We start from the raw sequence: 15,242 nt of genomic DNA on the forward strand, positions 1-15,242 counted from the left end.
GACTCCACGTGGATGATTCGACGGGCACCCCGTGCCCGGAATGCGGTGCGCCCAGGAACAGGGACAACACCCCTTCCTGCGCCTGCACCCTGCGTGCGTCCGACGCCCTCCGCGAGGCCCGTACGGCGCAGGCGGCGGAGGCCGAGGGCTTCACCCCGCCCCGCATCCGCCCGTACGTCGAACTCGACGACGGCACGACGGCCGCACCGGGTACGCCGAACAGCGGTGGTACGCCGGGCGGCGGCCGCACACCGGAGCCGGAAGCCGGACGAGGAACCGGCCGGATCGAACAGACGGGCCGGGCGGGGCAGACCGGCCAGGCGGGACGGGCGGGACGGGCGGGACGGCCCGAGCAAAAGGCGGAAGAGTCCCCCGCCCCCTCCGGCACCGACCAGCAGGACGCACCAGCGGCTCATGGCGGGCTCGCGGCGCGGAACGAGCAGACCCCGCAGGGCGGGGAGCAGGTCGGGGAGACGACGCCCGGCGCACCGCAGTCGGCCGACGCGACCATGCAACTGCGCGCCCTCACCCCGGACGCACTCGCCGCGCCCGAGACCCCGGGCCCTCCCGTCGCGTCCGGAACCCCGGGGGCCCCCGGAGACCCGGACGCGACGTCCGTACTCCCCCCGGCCACCCCGGTGACGGCTCCTCAGCCCTCACCCCTCGCCGCACCCCTCGCTCCGCCCACCACGGAGCCGAGCGCCACCGACCTGAACCTGTTCGACTCCACCCGCCCCCTCCGAGTGGTGTCCGCCGCGGCAGGGCCGCACGCGGGTCCGGGGCCGGGCCCGGCCCCGGACGCCGGCGAACCCTCTCCCCCCGGTGGCCGCCGTCGCACCACGCTGCTCGTGGCCGCCGGAGCCGTCGTGGCGGTGATCGGGGCCGCCGGGTGGGCGAGCGGGCTGTTCGCCCACGAGACGCCGTCGCGGGACGGCGCACTGCCGGAGAACGTACGCGCGAGCGTGCTGAACGCGCCGTCCGACGCGCCCTCGGCGGCACCGGCCACGAGCGTGTCCGGCTCGCCGGAGGCGTCCGCCCCGGCGTCGGCCTCGGCCCCGCCGTCCGGGAGCGCGAGCCCGTCGGCGTCGCCGTCGGCCTCGGAGTCGGAGGCGGAGGCGGAGGCGGGCGCTTCGGCGACCCCGTCGGATGCGGCGGAGCCCTCCGCGACCCCGACGGCCACCGCCCCCGCCGACGTCCCGGAGGAGGCGGAGGAACTGGACGAGGGCGCCGTCACCGGGCCCACGCTGAGGCGCGGCGACCGGGGTCCGGAGGTCGTCGACCTCCAGCAGCGCCTGAGCAAGGTGTACCTGTACAACAAACCCGCCAACGGCCGGTTCAACGGCCGCACGGAGGACGCCGTCCGCAACTACCAGTGGTCCCGGGGCATCCGCGGCGACGAGCTGGGCGTGTACGGACCGGAGACCCGGGCCCGCCTGGAGGCGGAGACCGGCAACCGCTGAGGCGACGGACCGGGCCGCACCGGCCCCGCCGCGGCGGCGGGCGACGTCAGCCCGTGTGCCCGGCGTCCGTGATGTGCAGCAGGATCGTCCCGTCCTCGCCGCGCTCCACCCGTACCTGGGTCAGGTCGCGCACGACCACGTCCGGGTCGTGGAATCCGGCGCGCGGGCCGATGCCGACGACGCGCATGCCGGCCGCGCGTCCCGCGGCGATCCCCGCACCGGAGTCCTCGAAGACCACGCAGTCGGCCGGTGCGACGCCCAGCTCCGCCGCGCCCTTGAGGAAGCCCTCGGGGTCGGGCTTGCTCGCGCCGACCGATTCGGCGGTCACCCGCACCTCGGGCCGCTCCAGCCCCGCGGCGGCCATCCGCGCCGCGGACAGGGCTACGTCGGCGGAGGTCACCAGGGCGTGCGGGAGGCCGTGGAGCGAGGCGAGGAACGCGCGGGCGCCCGGTATCTCGACGACGCCCTCGGTGTCCGAGGTCTCCTCGGCGAGCATGCGCGCGTTGTCGGCGTGGTTCTGCTCCATCGGCCGGTCCGGCAGCAGCAGCGCCATCGAGGCGTAGCCCTGGCGGCCGTGCACGACCTTCACGACCTCGTCGCCGTCGAGCCCGTGCCGCTCGGCCCAGCGCCGCCAGACGCGCTCGACCGAGGCGTCCGAGTTGACGAGGGTGCCGTCCATGTCCAGCAGGAGGGCGCGGGCGGTGAGTACGGCGGTGGCCGTCATCGGCAACTCCAAAGCGCGGGGGCGGGGCCCGGGTGCGGTTCCCGGTCAGGGGAAACAAGGCGGCCCCGCCCGCCGGTCAGGGGAAACGGGCGGGAGCCACTTTGTTCATCCACGATACAAAACAAGTCCGGCATCCCGCCAGCACCCCCGTCAACCGTTCACGGATCGTTGGCCGCGTCGTCGTCCCCGCAGCCGCCGGCGGAACCGGCCGACCGGCCGACCAGCCCGCCCTCCCCGGCCCGCCCGCCTACCCGGCCCGCCCCGCTCAGCCGGTCACCGCCTCCCACAGGCTCCACACCCCGAGCCCCAGCATCAGCAGCGCCGCGATGCGGGTGATCAGCTTGAGCGGCACCCGCTTCATCAGGGCCTTGCCGCCGACGATGCCGAGCCCGGCCACCGCCCACAGCGCCAGCACCGCGCCCAGGCCGACGGAGAGCGGGTCGTCGTAACGGGCGGCGAGGTTGGCCGTCATGATCTGGGTGAGATCGCCGAACTCGGCGACCAGGATGAGCATGAAGCCCGCCCCGGACACCTTCCAGAAGGACTGGTTCTCCGGCTTGCGGACCTCCTCGTCGTCCTCGTCCTTCTTGAACAGCAGCATCGCCGCGCCGCCCAGGAAGAGCACGCCCGTGATCGCGTGCACGAGCTGCTGCGGCAGCAGGGTGAGCACGCTGCCCGCCGCCACCGCGAGCGCGACGTGCACGGCGAAGGCGGCGGCGACACCGGCGAAGACGTAGGAGGCCCGGTAGCGGGTGCCGAGGACGAGGCCGGCGAGCGCGGTCTTGTCCGGCAGCTCGGCGAGGAAGACGACGCCGAACACGACGGCCGTCACGGTCAGGTTGATCAAGGTTCCTCGATCGGTCGGGGCTGCCCCACCGAGAGTCTGTGCTTGTCCACGGGACGCCTCGGCACGGCAGCACACATGGCACCCGCGCCGAGGGGCGCGGGCGTGCACTGCTTGCCGAAGGTCTCGCCGGCCGACCCCCGTACGGGGCCTGCCTCCGGGCGCCGGCTCAGACGGGCTGAGCAGTATGTCGACGGTCCGGCGAAGGGCTACTCCCCCTCTGCGCCACCCATCGTACGCGAGGCCGGTCCGAACACCCGCCCGAGCTCCCGCCCGAGCGCTCGCCGGACCGTCGTACACGCACCTCCGCGCATCCCTCCGCGCGCACCCGCGCACCCCTCCGACCCCTTCCGTGGAAGCGGGGATCCCGCGGAAACGTCACGCCCGCACGGCATCCGCACCGCATCGGCACCGCCGCACGTCTAGACACGCCATGCACACGTCATTAACTTCTCACCGGACCCACCCCTCCCCGTAACACGCCGAGGCGAGCATTCCCCTTGCTCGCACTCCAACGGCCTCACCCCACAAGGGAGTTCGCATGCCGAAGTTCTACGCGCGTCGACGTCTGGGCACCGTCGCGGCGCTCACCGCGCTCATAGCCTCCGCCGGGATACTCAACGGCCCGAGCGCCTCCGCAGCCCTCCCCACCCCGGTGAGCGCCTCCACCGCCCGCACCTACCTCGCCTCGCTCCCCGTGTCCACCGAGAGCCGCACCGGCTACAACCGCGACCTCTTCCCCCACTGGATCACCGTCAGCGGCACCTGCAACACCCGCGAGACGGTCCTCAAGCGCGACGGCACGAACGTCGTCACCGACTCCGCCTGCGCCTCCACCAGCGGCAGCTGGTACTCCCCGTTCGACGGCGCCACCTGGACCGCCGCCTCCGACGTGGACATCGACCACCTCGTCCCGCTCGCCGAGGCCTGGGACTCCGGCGCCGGCTCCTGGACCACGTCCCGGCGCCAGGCCTTCGCCAACGACCTGACCCGCCCGCAGCTCCTCGCGGTCACCGACAACGTCAACCAGTCCAAGGGGGACAAGGACCCCGCCGAGTGGATGCCGTCCCGCACGGCCTACCGCTGCACCTACGTCCGCGCCTGGGTTCAGGTGAAGTACTACTACGGCCTGTCGGTCGACTCGGCCGAGAAGTCCGCCCTGCAGGGCTACCTCGCGAGCTGCTGACCGCGCGGTACACCGCAACGGGCGCGAGATGCCCCGCTCTCCTCCGTCGTTCCGTACCGTACGGGGCGACGGAGGAAGGGGGCACCACCATGACCGGACTGCGCCTCGGGCCGCTGCTGAGGTACGTCGACGGTTCGTCCGCGACCGTCTGGATCGAGACGAGCCGCCCGTGCGCCGCCGAGGTGCGCTGCGCCGACGGATCCGGCGGAACGGCCCGCACCTTCCAGGTCGCGGGGCACCACTACGCGCTCGTCGAGGTGACCGGCCTGACCCCGGGCACGACGACGCCCTACGAGGTGTTCCTCGACCGCACCCGCGCGTGGCCGCCCGCCGAGGACGAGGCCTCCGCGTCGCTGCCGCCCTCCGTCATCGCCGCTCCCGGCGCGGAGGCCGACGCCGGTGTGCGGGTCGCCTTCGGCTCCTGCCGCTGGGCGTCCCCGCCGGCCGGCGAGCCCGATCCCGTCGGCCCCGACGCGCTGCACGGCCTGGCCGCGCGCATCGCCGCCGACCCGGGCGGCGAGCGGCCCGACGTGCTGCTCCTGCTGGGCGACCAGGTGTACGCGGACGAGGTCTCCGACGCCACGCGCGCCTATCTCGCCGCCCGCCGCAGCCTCGAGGACCCGCCGGGCGACCAGGTGGCGGACTACGAGGAGTACACCCACCTCTACTACGAGTCCTGGCTCGACCCGCTGGTGCGCTGGCTGCTGTCGACCGTCCCCACGTGCATGGTCTTCGACGACCACGACGTGATCGACGACTGGAACACCTCCGCCTCCTGGGTCGCCGACATGCGGGCCGCGTCCTGGTGGGGCGAGCGGGTGCACAGCGGTCTGATGTCGTACTGGGTGTACCAGCATCTCGGCAACCTCTCCCCGCGCGAACTGGAGGCGGACCCGCTGTACGCGTCCGTGCGGGAACGCCCCGACGGTACGGACGTGTTGCGGGCCTTCACCGCGAAGGCCGAGGCCGACGCGGCCTCGGTGCGCTGGAGTTACCGGCGCGACTTCGGCCGGGTGCGGCTGCTGATGGTGGACACCCGGGCGGCCCGGGTCCTGGCGGAGGGCGAGCGCGCGATGCTCGACCCGTCCGAGGCGGCCTGGCTGCGCGAGCAGGCGCTGGACGAGCGCGGCGCGTACGACCATCTCCTCATCGGCACGTCCCTGCCCTGGCTGCTGCCGCATCTGGTGCACGACGTCGAGGGGTGGAGCTCCGTGCTGACCCGGGGCGACAAGGGGCCCCGCTGGGCGCGGTTCGGGGAGTGGCTGCGGCGCGCGGCGGATCTGGAGCACTGGGCGGCGTTCCCGGAGTCCTTCGGGGAGCTGGCGGAGGTGATCGCCGAGGCCGGTACGGGGCCGGACGCGCCGGCGACGGTGTGTGTTCTCTCCGGTGACGTCCATCACGCGTACGTGGCGGAGCCGAGCTGGGGCGCGGAGGGGCGGGGACCCGGGTCCGGGGGCCGGCGGGGACGGGTGCGCGGACCGGACGCCCGGGTGGTGCAGCTGACCTGTTCCCCCGTGCACAACTCCATTCCCCTGTCGATCCGGCTCGGGTTCCGCTTCGGCTGGAGCACCGTCGCCCGCGGCCTCGGCCGGGTCTTCGCCCGGCACGGGCGCTCGGGACGGCCGCCGGTCAAGTGGCGCAGGACCGGCGGGCCTTGGTTCGGCAACCAGCTCATGACGCTGACCATGCGCGGACGCTCGTCGGTGCTGCGGCTGGAGCACGCGCACACGGCGAAGCGCCCGGCCCCGGGGACGGGCGCGGGGCAGCCGGGCCCGGGACCGGAGGTCCGGCTGAGGAGGGTGACGGAGACCGAACTGAGCGGGTGACATCCGGGGAGAACGCGAGGCGACACGAACGCACGGCGCCGTGCGCACGAACTCTTCGTGACCTTTCCGTCACCTGCCCGGCGTACTCTCAGTGACTGTCAACGGTCGTTCCTGCCGCTCCTCCGCGTTACCGCGGCAGGGTCTGGCCGACGGGGGAGCCACGGGGAGTTCGGGTGGAGAGTTTCGGGTCGCTGATCGGCAGCCCATGGGTGTACGCGGTGGTGGCTCTCTCGGTCCTGCTTGACGTGTTCCTGCCGGTGCTGCCGAGCGGGGTCCTCGTGATCGCGGCGGCCACGGCCGCCGCCGCGGGCACCGCGACCGACGTGCCCGACATCCTGGTCCTGACACTCTGCGTCGCCACCGCCTCCGTCCTGGGCGACCTGGTCGCCTACCGTCTCGCCTGGCGCGGCGGCGACCGTCTGGACCGGGCGATCGCCCGGTCCCGCCGTCTGACCGGCGCGCAGGAACGTCTCGGCGCCGCGCTGGCCCGCGGCGGCGGCGGTCTGGTCGTCCTCGCCCGTTTCGCCCCGGCCGGCCGCTCGCTGGTCTCGCTCGGCGCGGGCGCCGCCCGCCGCCGGGCCCGCGACTTCCTGCCCTGGTCGGCGCTGGCCGGCCTGTCCTGGGCCTCCTACAGCGTGACCCTCGGCTACCTCGGCGCCCACTGGCTGGGCGCGACCTGGGTCGCCACCGCGGTGTCGGTCGGCGCGCTGTTCGGGGCGGGCGCGGGGGCGGCATACCTGATGCGCAGGCGGCCGGTACCAGTGGAGGCTTCGTAACGGGGCGACGGGGGCCCACCCCGCTCCTCTTCACCCGCCACGTCGTTCACCTCGCCCGTCCCGCTCGCCCCGCCTTTCCGCCTTCCCGCCACCTCGTCCACCCCGCCTGCCGCGCCGCGGCCGTGCCCGCACCGGCGCCGCGCACCTCCAGGCCGTCCAGCAGGCCGGCCGTGACCTCGGCGATCGCATCCACGGCCCGGTCGAAGACCTCGCGGTTGTGGGCGGCCGGCGCCCGGAAGCCGGACACCTTCCTCACGTACTGCAGGGCGGCGGCCCGGATCTCGTCTTCGGTGGCCTCCTCGGGCAACGCGGGCGGACGCAGGGTCTTGATACTCCGGCACATGCCCCCAGTCTCCCCCCGGCGCGCTCCTGAGGACCATGCCGGACGACCGCGTACCCGGGCTTACCCGATCGGGTGAACCGGGCGAGGAGACCCCCCAGTTGACTCGCTCCCCAAAATCGAACAGGCGTATCATTAGCGCGTGGCTGCGACCTATGACTTCCCGAGTGACCTCCTCGCCGGTCAGGAGGAGTTGCGTCAGGTCCAGGCCGAGCTGTCGACCCTGCTGAAGCGGCTTCCCTGGTCGGTGGAACCGCTCGACGGGTTCAGCGACGACACCGGCTGGCGCCTGGTCGAGCGTCCCGCCTCCCCCGGCTGGACGGACGACGAGCAGGCCGAGGTGGAGAAGCTCCGGCGCCGGGAGCACGAGCTGGTGGTGTTCGTCAGCACCCATCGGTACTGGGCGGAGCTGGCCGGCGTCGACCGCGTCCACGCCCGCTCCCGGCTGAAGCACGCGCACGGGGCACCGCCGCCGGGCGGGACGGAGCCGTCCCCGTAGGGACCCCCGGTACGAACGGCGTCACGAACGGCACAGGGCCCTCCGGAGCAGCTCCGAAAGGCCCTTGTTCCCGCCAGGCGGCGGGATCGCGACGCGGTGGGCGCGGACGGTTTCGAACCGCCGACATCCTGCTTGTAAGGCAGGCGCTCTACCCCTGAGCTACGCACCCGGGACCCGGGCGCACCGCCCAGGCCGAGTCGACAGCCTACATGGCCCGGGCTCGATCCCGGCTCCCGGGTCCTTCCGCATCCGTCCGGGCGGGGTTCCTTCCAGGTCCCCTCGCAGGCCCCCTCGCAGGTCCCCTCGGGGTTACCCCCCGGACGGAATCCGGGGGGTAACCCCACCTTGATTCCGGTAGCGGCCCGGATCCCCCGGCGGGGCCCGGCTCCGTACGGTCGAAGAGCGCCGGAAAGCGCGATCGTCCGTCCCAGGGGGAGACCGTCATGACCCGCACGACCCGCACGTCCGGCACCACCGGCACGACCCGCCCCGCCCGCACCACCGCCGGCTCCTCCCGTGGCGTGCGCCTGCGCGCGGCCGCCCTCGGCGGGGCCGCCGTGGTGCTGGTCGGCGGACTGACGGCCTGCGGGGCGTCCGCCGCGGACGACACCGACCCCGACCGCCGGTCCTTCGACCTGCCGGGCAGCACCCTCACCGTCGACTCCGACGACTCCGCGCTCGAGATCGTCGCCGTGGACCGCACCCCGTCGGGGAAGGTCGAGGTCACCCGGTGGTTCCAGGGCACCGTCGCCCTCGGCACGGACCCGGAGGCCACCTGGTCGCTGGAGGGCGACCGGCTGAAGCTGCGGATCAAATGCTCCGGCATCGTCGCCGACTGTTCCGCCGAGCACCGTGTCGAGGTGCCCCGCGGGGTCGCCGTGAAGGTCGAGGAGGGCGACGGCAGCGTGCGCGCCCGGGGCTTCCGCGACGCGCTGGACATCCGTACCGGGGACGGCTCCATACACGTCACCGACACCACCGGCCCCCTGAACCTGCGGACCGGCGACGGATCGGTGCGGGCCGAGGTCGCGTCCCGCACGGTGCGCGCCCGGACCGGCGACGGCTCGATCCGCCTGGAACTGAGCGCCGTACCCGACCTGGTGGAGTCCCGCAGCGGCGACGGTTCCGCCACCGTCGAACTCCCCCGGGCCACCTACCGGGTGACGTCCGGGACCGGTGACGGCGCCGAGAAGGTGTCGGTGCCCCGCGACGACACCAGTTCCCACGTGGTGGACGTCCGCACCGGCGACGGGAGCCTCACGGTCCGTACGGCGGACTGACCGACCCGTGTGTTCGCCCTCCACCGGTGGGACAATGGCCATCGGGAAGGGCGAACGACAGTACGGGAGAGGGATGTGACGGCGATACCAGAGCAGCCGTACTCGCCGTCGAGACCACGCGTGGGCCGCACGCGTGGTCTTCTGTCCGGGGGTCCGGTCCTCCGGGGCCCCCTCTCCCCGGGCGTCTCCCGGGGCCGGGCCGCCGGTCCGCTCCGTGACGCGCTCGCGCTGACGGTCCTGCCGCTGGTGGCGGCGCTGGCCCTGCCCGCAGCGTTCGCCGGCGGCGGCACCCGGCGCTGGTTCGGCGGGCGGGCCGAGAACCAGCGGGCCGAGGCGCAGGCCGCCAAGGACGCGGCGGCGGCCGCGTTCTACGAGCTGGACACCGCCCAGCGGGACCTGCGGATCTCCATCGAGACGATCACCGCCGTCGACAGCTCCCCCGCCGCCCGCCGCGCCGTCGCCGACTTCGAGGCGCTCGGCCGCCGGATCGACGAGGCCAGCCACACGTACATCGAGGCCGTCGACGCCCATGACCTCGACCGCCACGACCTGGAGGCCTCCGCCGCCTCCCGGGCCCGGACCGAACTGACCGCCGCCAAGGGCGAACTGGACCGGGTCAAGCGGGAACTGGACCGCTTCACCGACGGGCTCGGCCCCCTCCTCGGCAAGGCCGAGACCCAGCTGGCCCGGCTCGCCCCCGCCGTCGAGCGGGCCCGTCAGGCGCTGCTCGCCGCGTCGAACGCGCTGGACGCCGCCCGTGCGGCGGGGCTGCGGGCCGATGACCTCGCCGCCCGGCTCGCCGCGCTCTCCCCGGAGCTGACCAAGCTGAACCAGGGCGCCGGGCAGCACGGCGTGCCGCAGACCCTGGAGCGGGCCGAACGGGTCATCCGCCAGGCCGAGGCCATCCGCGCGGAGGCCGACCGGCTGCCGGAACAGGCCGCCGAGACCGGCCGCCGGCTGGTTTCCCTGCGCACCCGCGCGCAGGCCCTCACCACCCGTTCCGAGCAGGTGGAGCCGGTGCTCAGCGAGCTGCGCCGGCGCTTCAGCGCCGCCTGCTGGCAGGACCTCCAGGGCGTCCCCGACGTGGCCGCGGAGAACGTGCGGCAGGCCGAGAGCAAGCTCGACGAGGCGAGTGCCGCGCGCGACGAGCAGCGCTGGGCGGACGCCACCGCCCTGCTGTCGACCGTACGGGCGCTGCTGAACACGACCGACGAGGCCGTGTCCGCGGCCGGAGACCGGCTGCGGCAGCTGAACGCCGTGCAGAAGGACCCGGAACAGGAGATCGAGCGCACCCGCTTCGCCATCCGGGACGCCCAGCGCCTGGCCATGGCCGGCCGCCACACCCCGGACCCGCGCCACGCGCACCCGCTGGACGGCGCCGTGGCCCGGCTGGAGCGGGCCGTCGCCGGGCTGGAGGGCCGCCACCCCGACTACTGGCACTTCCTGACGGAGACGGAAGCGGTCCGCCAGTCGGTGGCGCGGGTGGTGGCCCTGATCCGCGAGGACCGGGGCGGCTCCGCCGGCTGACCGGTACGGACCCGGCCGCCTCCCGCTTCCCCGCCACGACCCGCAGCCCGCAGCCCGCAGCCCGCAGCCCGCAGCCCGCAGCCCGCAGCCCGCAGCCCGCAAGGCTCGACCGGCGGCAACCGCCGCAGGCCGCAACCGCCGTCCGCCGGTTAGCCTGTGCACATGCCTCGCTACGAGTACCGCTGCCGGACCTGCGGCGACACCTTCGAACTGAGCCGTCCCATGGCCGAATCCGCTGCTCCGGCCGCCTGCCCGGCAGGACACGACGACACCGTGAAGCTCCTGTCCACGGTCGCCGTGGGCGGTGCCGCCCTGGCACCGGCCGCCGCTCCCCGCGCGGGCGGCGGAGGGGGTGGCTGCTGCGGCGGAGGCTGCTGTGGCTGACGGCTCGCGCCCCGGCTCCCGGGCGCCGGGGCGCGACCGCGGGGCTGCCGTGGATCTTCCTCAGGTTCTCTTCAGCCACGGCTTCGTACGGTTTCCTGCATGACAGCCATCGCAGCGCACACCCTGTCCGTCGCAGCGGGCGGTGAAGCCGGACCCCAGTGGGTCAACGACCTCATGGACGCTTTGGGTGCGCCGGGGGCGGGGCTCGCCATCGCGCTGGAGAACCTCTTTCCGCCGCTGCCGAGCGAGGTGATCCTGCCGATGGCCGGGTTCGCCGCGAGCGGCGGGCGGATGAGCCTGCTCGCCGTGCTGCTGTGCACGACGGCCGGTTCGGTGATCGGCGCGCTCGCGCTGTACGGCGTGGGCGCGCTGCTCGGCCGGGAGCGGACGGTGGCGATCGCGGGGCGGCTGCCGCTGGTGAAGGTCTCGGACATCGAGAAGACCGAGGCGTGGTTCCTGCGGCACGGGACCAAGGCGGTGTTCTTCGGCCGGATGATCCCGATCTTCCGCTCGCTGATCTCGGTGCCGGCCGGTGTGGAGCGCATGCGGCTGTCCGTGTTCCTGGGCCTGACCACACTGGGCAGTGCCCTCTGGAACACCGTCTTCGTCCTCGCGGGCTACGCGCTGGGCGAGAACTGGCAGCAGGTCACGACCGTCGTGTCGGGCTACTCGAAGGTGGTCCTCGGCCTGGCCGTGCTGGCGGTGCTCGCCTTCTTCGTCCTGCGGATGCTGCGGCCGGGTGCCGGCCGCAGGCGGCGCGACCAACAGTCGGGCACGGAAGAGGTACGGCCGTCGGGCTCCTCCGAGGAGGACGACCCCGCCGACCGGTACGACCTGGCCGGCCGGGGACGCCACGGCTGACCCCGCTCACAGCTCCCCGGCGGCCTCGCCGAGGCCGTCGCCCCACTGAGGCCGCCTCACAGGACCCGCCTCACCCCGGCGGGTTCGCCGCCTTCAGGAACTCCCGCAGGATCTCCTCCCCGGCCACGACCCCGCGCTCGGGGAGCGCGGTGACCCCGGGAGCCGTCCAGTCGGCGTCGGCCAGTTCACCGTGGCCGGGGCGCCAGCCCCGGTCGGCGGCGAGCAGCAGGTCGGCGTCGAGGAGCGAGTCGCCGGCGGCGAGGGTGAGGTCGGCGCCGGTGCGGCGGGCGACCTCGCGCATGGCCGCGCTCTTGGTGAGCGGCTTGGGTACGGCGTAGATCTTGCGGCCCTGCAGGGAGACCGTCCAGCCGCGGTTCTCCGCCCAGACGGCGAGTTCCTTCACCCACTCCTCGGGCAGCAGCTCCCGCTCGACGACGAGGTAGGCGAAGAGGTCCTCGGCGACGCGGTGCTTGCGCGTCCAGACCGGGTCGGCGGTCCGCTCCAGGTGCGCCCGCACCTCGGAGAGCGGGGCGCACTCGGCGGCGAGGCGGGCGGTCACCGAGGCGTGCCAGTCGTGGTCGGTCTCGCCGTCGACCAGGAGGTGGCCGCCGTTGGCGCAGATCGCGTACGCCGGGGCGGGGCCGGGGAGGCTGATGCGCCGGTACTGCTCGCGGGTGCGCGTGGTGGTCGGTACGAACACGGCGGCGTCGCCGAGTTCGGTGAGGAGCCGGGCCGCCGTCTCCGTCAGGTAGGACAGCGGGCGGCTCTCGTAGACCTCCACGCACAGCAGCCGCGGGGCCTCGGCGTCGGGCCCGGCCAGGGCGAGGGCGTTGGCGGAGTAGATGAGGGTGCGGTCGAGGTCGCTGGCGACGAGGACGGTCATCAGGCCGTCACCGCCTTGCCGTCGGCGCCGGTCGCGCCGCGCGTGTACCGGGGGTGGATCAGACCGACGCAGGTGTACGGCAGTTCGGCGACCTCCTCGACGGGGACGCCCCGCTGGTCGGCCAGCAGCCTTACGTGGTCCAGGTCGTGGCCGGCTCCGGCGCGCGCGAGGATCTTCCACGGCACCCGGCGCAGCAGGACACGGGTGGTCTCGCCGACACCGGGCTTGACGAGGTTCACATCGTGGATCCCGTACTCCTCACTGATGCGTTCGACCGCGGCCCAGCCCTCCCAGGTGGGGGTGCGGTCGGTGGCGAGCAGTTCCTTGGCCTGGGCGCAGGCGGCGTCCGTGACCTCGGGGAAGCGGGCGGAGACGGCGTCCAGGAAGGCCACCGAGGCGTCCGCGCCGGCGAGTTCGCGGTAGAACTTGGCGCCGTGGAAGTCGTCCGGACCGACCAGGTCGGCGCGGAGCACGGTGCGCGAAATGAGGCCGGAGACGGTCGAGTTGAGGCAGGCGGACGGGATCAGGTAGTCCTCGCGGGTGCCGTACGTCCGCACGCAGGAGCCGGGGTCGGCCAGTACCGCGATCTCCGGGTCGAAGCCGGTGACGCCGTGGGTCTTCTCGAACTCCTCCACGGCCTGGGCGAGTTCGCGGGTGATGGCGCCCTTGCCGGTCCAGCCGTCGACGAAGACGACGTCCCGGGGGTCGTGGTGGGCGGCCAGCCAGCGCAGCGCGTTGGCGTCGATGCCCCGGCCGCGGACGATGGAGACGGCGTAGTGCGGGAGGTCGAGCCGGTGGCGGTGCTGGGCCCAGCGGCGCATCAGGATGCCGACGGGGGTGCCGGCCCGGGCCAGCGAGACGATTACCGGGCGCGGGGATCTCTCGGCGAGCACGGTCTCGGTGACCACGCCGACCGCGTGGGCGAGGCGGGCCGCCGAGGTGTGCAGGGCCGCGCGGAACAACTCCTGGTAGTGCGCGCTCGGCTGGTACTCGACGGGCAGTGACTCGGCGTAGTGCGCGCCGCCGCTCTGGATGGCCTCCTCGCGCTCCTCGGTCGGCGCCTCCAGGGTGACGTCGGAGAGGTCCTGGAGCAGCCAGCCGACCTCCTCGGGCGCGTACGAGGAGAAGGCGGGGCCGCGAAGGGGCTCGGGCAGCATGGGGGCGGGCCTTTCGGGGACGGCCGGGGAAGCAGGGGCGTCCGGCCCGGCCGGCACGTCGTCAGAGGGTGCGGGTACGTACGACGGTACGACCGCGAGGAGGACCTGCGGGGTGTGTGCGGCGAGTTCGGCCAGCAGCCCGCCGGGCGCGTGCAGCGCGGGGGTGTCGGCGGCCGAGTCGACGACGGCGACGACGGCGTCGAAGCCCGCGCCGGCGACGTTGTAGGCGTAGCGCTCGCCGGGACCGTCGGCGGGGTCGTCGTGGGCGGGGAAGACCAGCCGGGTGCGTATCGCGTAACCGGGGTCGTCCACGGCGAGGACGGGCGAGCGGGTGGTGGTCGAGAAGCGGACCTCGGCGCCGGCCTCCCGGGCGGCCGGTGTCCGCGCCGGCCTCTGCGCCAGCTTTTGTTCCAGGGCGTGGGCGAGGCGGAGCGGGGCGTACATCAGTTCCTCGAAACCGAGGACGAGGACGCGGCGGGCGCCGTCGGGCAGCGCGTCGGCGATCCGGCCGGCCATGGCGGGCAGGGCGTCGTCCAGGCGGGCGCGGTGCGCGGGCGCGAACCCGTGCCGCCCGCCGTCGGGCAGTCCGTCCGGCCAGCCCAGTTCGACGCGCGCGACCCGGCCGGTCCGCGCCTTCGTCCCGGCCGCCGCCTGCGACGCCGCCTCCGCCTCCTGGCGGGCCACGAGCTCCCGGCCCTTCTCCAGTACGCCCTCCGGGAGCCGTACCGTGCCCGAGAGGGTCGTCACCAGGTCGACCCGGGCGCCGATCCCTCGGGCGAAGTCGTCCAGCCGGCCGGTGTCGGCGGGTGAGCGCATGTCGACCAGGGCGACCACCACGTACCGCCGCCGGGGGTGGCGTGCGTGCAGGTCGCGGATGGTGTTCAGGATCGTGTTGCCGGTGGAGAACTCGTCGTCGACCAGGACCAGCGGCCCGTCCCCGGCCAGCAGCCCGGGGTCCTCGGGGAGCAGCAGGTGCGAGGTCGCGTGGGAGTGGGACTCCTCGAAGCCGCCCGCCGTGGCGACCCCGGGGACCGGGCGGCGGGTGGAGTGCAGGCAGGGGGCGACGCCCAGGCCGTCGGCGACCGAGTGGCCGAGGCCGGTGGCGGTCTCGGCGTACCCGAGGACCACCGCCCGGTGCGCCTGCTCGCCGAGCAGTTCGCGGACCCGGCGGCCCAGGGCGAGGCCGTGGCCGTACACGACGGCGGGCGACTGCGGGACGTGCTTGCCGAGGACGTGGGACACCAGCAGATGCGCCCGCTTGGGGTTGCGGCGCAGCGCCAGCCCGAGCAGCCCGGTCAGCCGGTCGTCGCCCGCCAGCTCGACGCCCAGCCGCTCGGCGACCCAGCTTCCGGACCAGACGCCCCCGGCGGGCACGCCCCCGGCGGGCACGTCCCCGGCCGGTATGTCCCCGGCCGGCACGTCCCCGCCGGTCGGCGATCCGTCGCGCGCCTCGCGGCGCACTCCCTCGTTCACTGCCTTCTCCATGAATTCCTTG

The 15,242-nt window shown here is 74.4% G+C and carries 14 protein-coding genes and 1 tRNA gene; 9 read left to right on the forward strand and 6 right to left on the reverse strand.

What is annotated here, in order from left to right; genetic code table 11:
- The first annotated feature begins 8 nt into the window (after window positions 1-8).
- Window positions 9-1,460, forward strand: coding sequence for a peptidoglycan-binding protein (locus tag OHB56_RS13280; protein ID WP_406353414.1), 1,452 nt, complete (start codon window positions 9-11; stop codon window positions 1,458-1,460).
- Between the two features lie 46 nt (window positions 1,461-1,506).
- On the opposite strand, the gene OHB56_RS13285 is transcribed toward OHB56_RS13280, so the two are convergent.
- Both OHB56_RS13285 and OHB56_RS13290 read right to left on the reverse strand, forming a co-directional pair.
- A complete protein-coding gene (locus tag OHB56_RS13285) occupies window positions 1,507-2,184 on the reverse strand; it encodes an HAD-IA family hydrolase (RefSeq protein ID WP_406353416.1) in 678 nt (225 codons plus the stop codon).
- A 265-nt stretch (window positions 2,185-2,449) separates the two neighbouring features.
- A complete protein-coding gene (locus OHB56_RS13290) occupies window positions 2,450-3,031 on the reverse strand; it encodes a TMEM165/GDT1 family protein (protein ID WP_326752476.1) in 582 nt (193 codons plus the stop codon).
- 538 nt (window positions 3,032-3,569) lie between these two features.
- Between OHB56_RS13290 and OHB56_RS13295 the strand changes: the two genes are divergently transcribed.
- The 3 genes from OHB56_RS13295 to OHB56_RS13305 all read left to right on the forward strand — a co-directional run bounded on the left by OHB56_RS13295 (window position 3,570) and on the right by OHB56_RS13305 (window position 6,816).
- On the forward strand, window positions 3,570-4,214 hold the full coding sequence (locus OHB56_RS13295; RefSeq protein WP_326752477.1) for an HNH endonuclease family protein: 645 nt from the start codon (window positions 3,570-3,572) through the stop codon (window positions 4,212-4,214).
- A gap of 89 nt (window positions 4,215-4,303) precedes the next feature.
- Window positions 4,304-6,040, forward strand: coding sequence for an alkaline phosphatase D family protein (locus tag OHB56_RS13300; RefSeq protein ID WP_406353419.1), 1,737 nt, complete (start codon window positions 4,304-4,306; stop codon window positions 6,038-6,040).
- A gap of 173 nt (window positions 6,041-6,213) precedes the next feature.
- Window positions 6,214-6,816 (forward strand): VTT domain-containing protein, encoded by a 603-nt coding sequence (locus OHB56_RS13305; protein ID WP_326752479.1) that lies wholly within the window; start codon window positions 6,214-6,216, stop codon window positions 6,814-6,816.
- A gap of 46 nt (window positions 6,817-6,862) precedes the next feature.
- Here the strand turns inward: OHB56_RS13305 and OHB56_RS13310 are convergent, their stop codons facing one another.
- Complete coding sequence (locus OHB56_RS13310) at window positions 6,863-7,159, reverse strand: DUF2277 domain-containing protein (protein ID WP_406353421.1); 297 nt, start codon at window positions 7,157-7,159, stop codon at window positions 6,863-6,865.
- A 139-nt stretch (window positions 7,160-7,298) separates the two neighbouring features.
- Here OHB56_RS13310 and OHB56_RS13315 point away from each other — a divergent pair, with 139 nt between their 5' ends.
- Window positions 7,299-7,655, forward strand: a complete 357-nt coding sequence (locus OHB56_RS13315) for a hypothetical protein (RefSeq protein ID WP_326752481.1) — start codon at window positions 7,299-7,301, stop codon at window positions 7,653-7,655.
- 97 nt (window positions 7,656-7,752) lie between these two features.
- Here the strand turns inward: OHB56_RS13315 and OHB56_RS13320 are convergent.
- Window positions 7,753-7,824, reverse strand: a tRNA-Val gene (locus OHB56_RS13320).
- Between the two features lie 274 nt (window positions 7,825-8,098).
- Between OHB56_RS13320 and OHB56_RS13325 the strand changes: the two genes are divergently transcribed.
- From OHB56_RS13325 to OHB56_RS13340, 4 genes are all read left to right on the forward strand, one after another.
- The gene (locus OHB56_RS13325; RefSeq protein WP_326752482.1) at window positions 8,099-8,935 is read left to right on the forward strand and encodes a DUF4097 family beta strand repeat-containing protein; all 837 of its coding nucleotides are present in this window, start codon (window positions 8,099-8,101) and stop codon (window positions 8,933-8,935) included.
- Between the two features lie 75 nt (window positions 8,936-9,010).
- Complete coding sequence (locus OHB56_RS13330; RefSeq protein ID WP_406353423.1) at window positions 9,011-10,462, forward strand: hypothetical protein; 1,452 nt, start codon at window positions 9,011-9,013, stop codon at window positions 10,460-10,462.
- Between the two features lie 162 nt (window positions 10,463-10,624).
- Window positions 10,625-10,846 carry a zinc ribbon domain-containing protein gene (locus tag OHB56_RS13335; protein WP_406353425.1) on the forward strand — a complete coding sequence of 74 codons (222 nt, stop codon included), beginning with the start codon at window positions 10,625-10,627 and terminating at the stop codon, window positions 10,844-10,846.
- A 99-nt stretch (window positions 10,847-10,945) separates the two neighbouring features.
- Window positions 10,946-11,707 carry a DedA family protein gene (locus OHB56_RS13340; protein ID WP_326752484.1) on the forward strand — a complete coding sequence of 254 codons (762 nt, stop codon included), beginning with the start codon at window positions 10,946-10,948 and terminating at the stop codon, window positions 11,705-11,707.
- Between the two features lie 70 nt (window positions 11,708-11,777).
- On the opposite strand, the gene OHB56_RS13345 is transcribed toward OHB56_RS13340, so the two are convergent.
- Entirely contained in the window at window positions 11,778-12,590 is an 813-nt protein-coding gene (locus tag OHB56_RS13345; protein WP_326752485.1) for an HAD family hydrolase, read from the reverse strand.
- Window positions 12,590-15,232: a phosphoribosyltransferase gene (locus OHB56_RS13350; protein WP_406353428.1), complete on the reverse strand. Its 2,643-nt coding sequence runs from the start codon at window positions 15,230-15,232 to the stop codon at window positions 12,590-12,592. Before OHB56_RS13350 ends, OHB56_RS13345 begins: the two co-directional genes overlap by 1 nt.
- Window positions 15,233-15,242 lie beyond the last annotated feature (10 nt).

It is taken from the genome of Streptomyces sp. NBC_01635, assembly GCF_045209715.1.
GTDB classification, from domain to species: domain Bacteria; phylum Actinomycetota; class Actinomycetes; order Streptomycetales; family Streptomycetaceae; genus Streptomyces; species Streptomyces hirsutus.

Coding starts and splice junctions, on each gene's coding strand:
- OHB56_RS13285 (WP_406353416.1), bottom strand. CDS start 2,184: ATGACGGCCACCGCCGTACTCACCGCCCGCGCCCTCCTGCTGGACATG.
- OHB56_RS13295 (WP_326752477.1), top strand. CDS start 3,570: ATGCCGAAGTTCTACGCGCGTCGACGTCTGGGCACCGTCGCGGCGCTC.
- OHB56_RS13300 (WP_406353419.1), top strand. CDS start 4,304: ATGACCGGACTGCGCCTCGGGCCGCTGCTGAGGTACGTCGACGGTTCG.
- OHB56_RS13310 (WP_406353421.1), bottom strand. CDS start 7,159: ATGTGCCGGAGTATCAAGACCCTGCGTCCGCCCGCGTTGCCCGAGGAG.
- OHB56_RS13325 (WP_326752482.1), top strand. CDS start 8,099: ATGACCCGCACGACCCGCACGTCCGGCACCACCGGCACGACCCGCCCC.
- OHB56_RS13335 (WP_406353425.1), top strand. CDS start 10,625: ATGCCTCGCTACGAGTACCGCTGCCGGACCTGCGGCGACACCTTCGAA.
- OHB56_RS13340 (WP_326752484.1), top strand. CDS start 10,946: ATGACAGCCATCGCAGCGCACACCCTGTCCGTCGCAGCGGGCGGTGAA.
- OHB56_RS13345 (WP_326752485.1), bottom strand. CDS start 12,590: ATGACCGTCCTCGTCGCCAGCGACCTCGACCGCACCCTCATCTACTCC.
- OHB56_RS13350 (WP_406353428.1), bottom strand. CDS start 15,232: ATGGAGAAGGCAGTGAACGAGGGAGTGCGCCGCGAGGCGCGCGACGGA.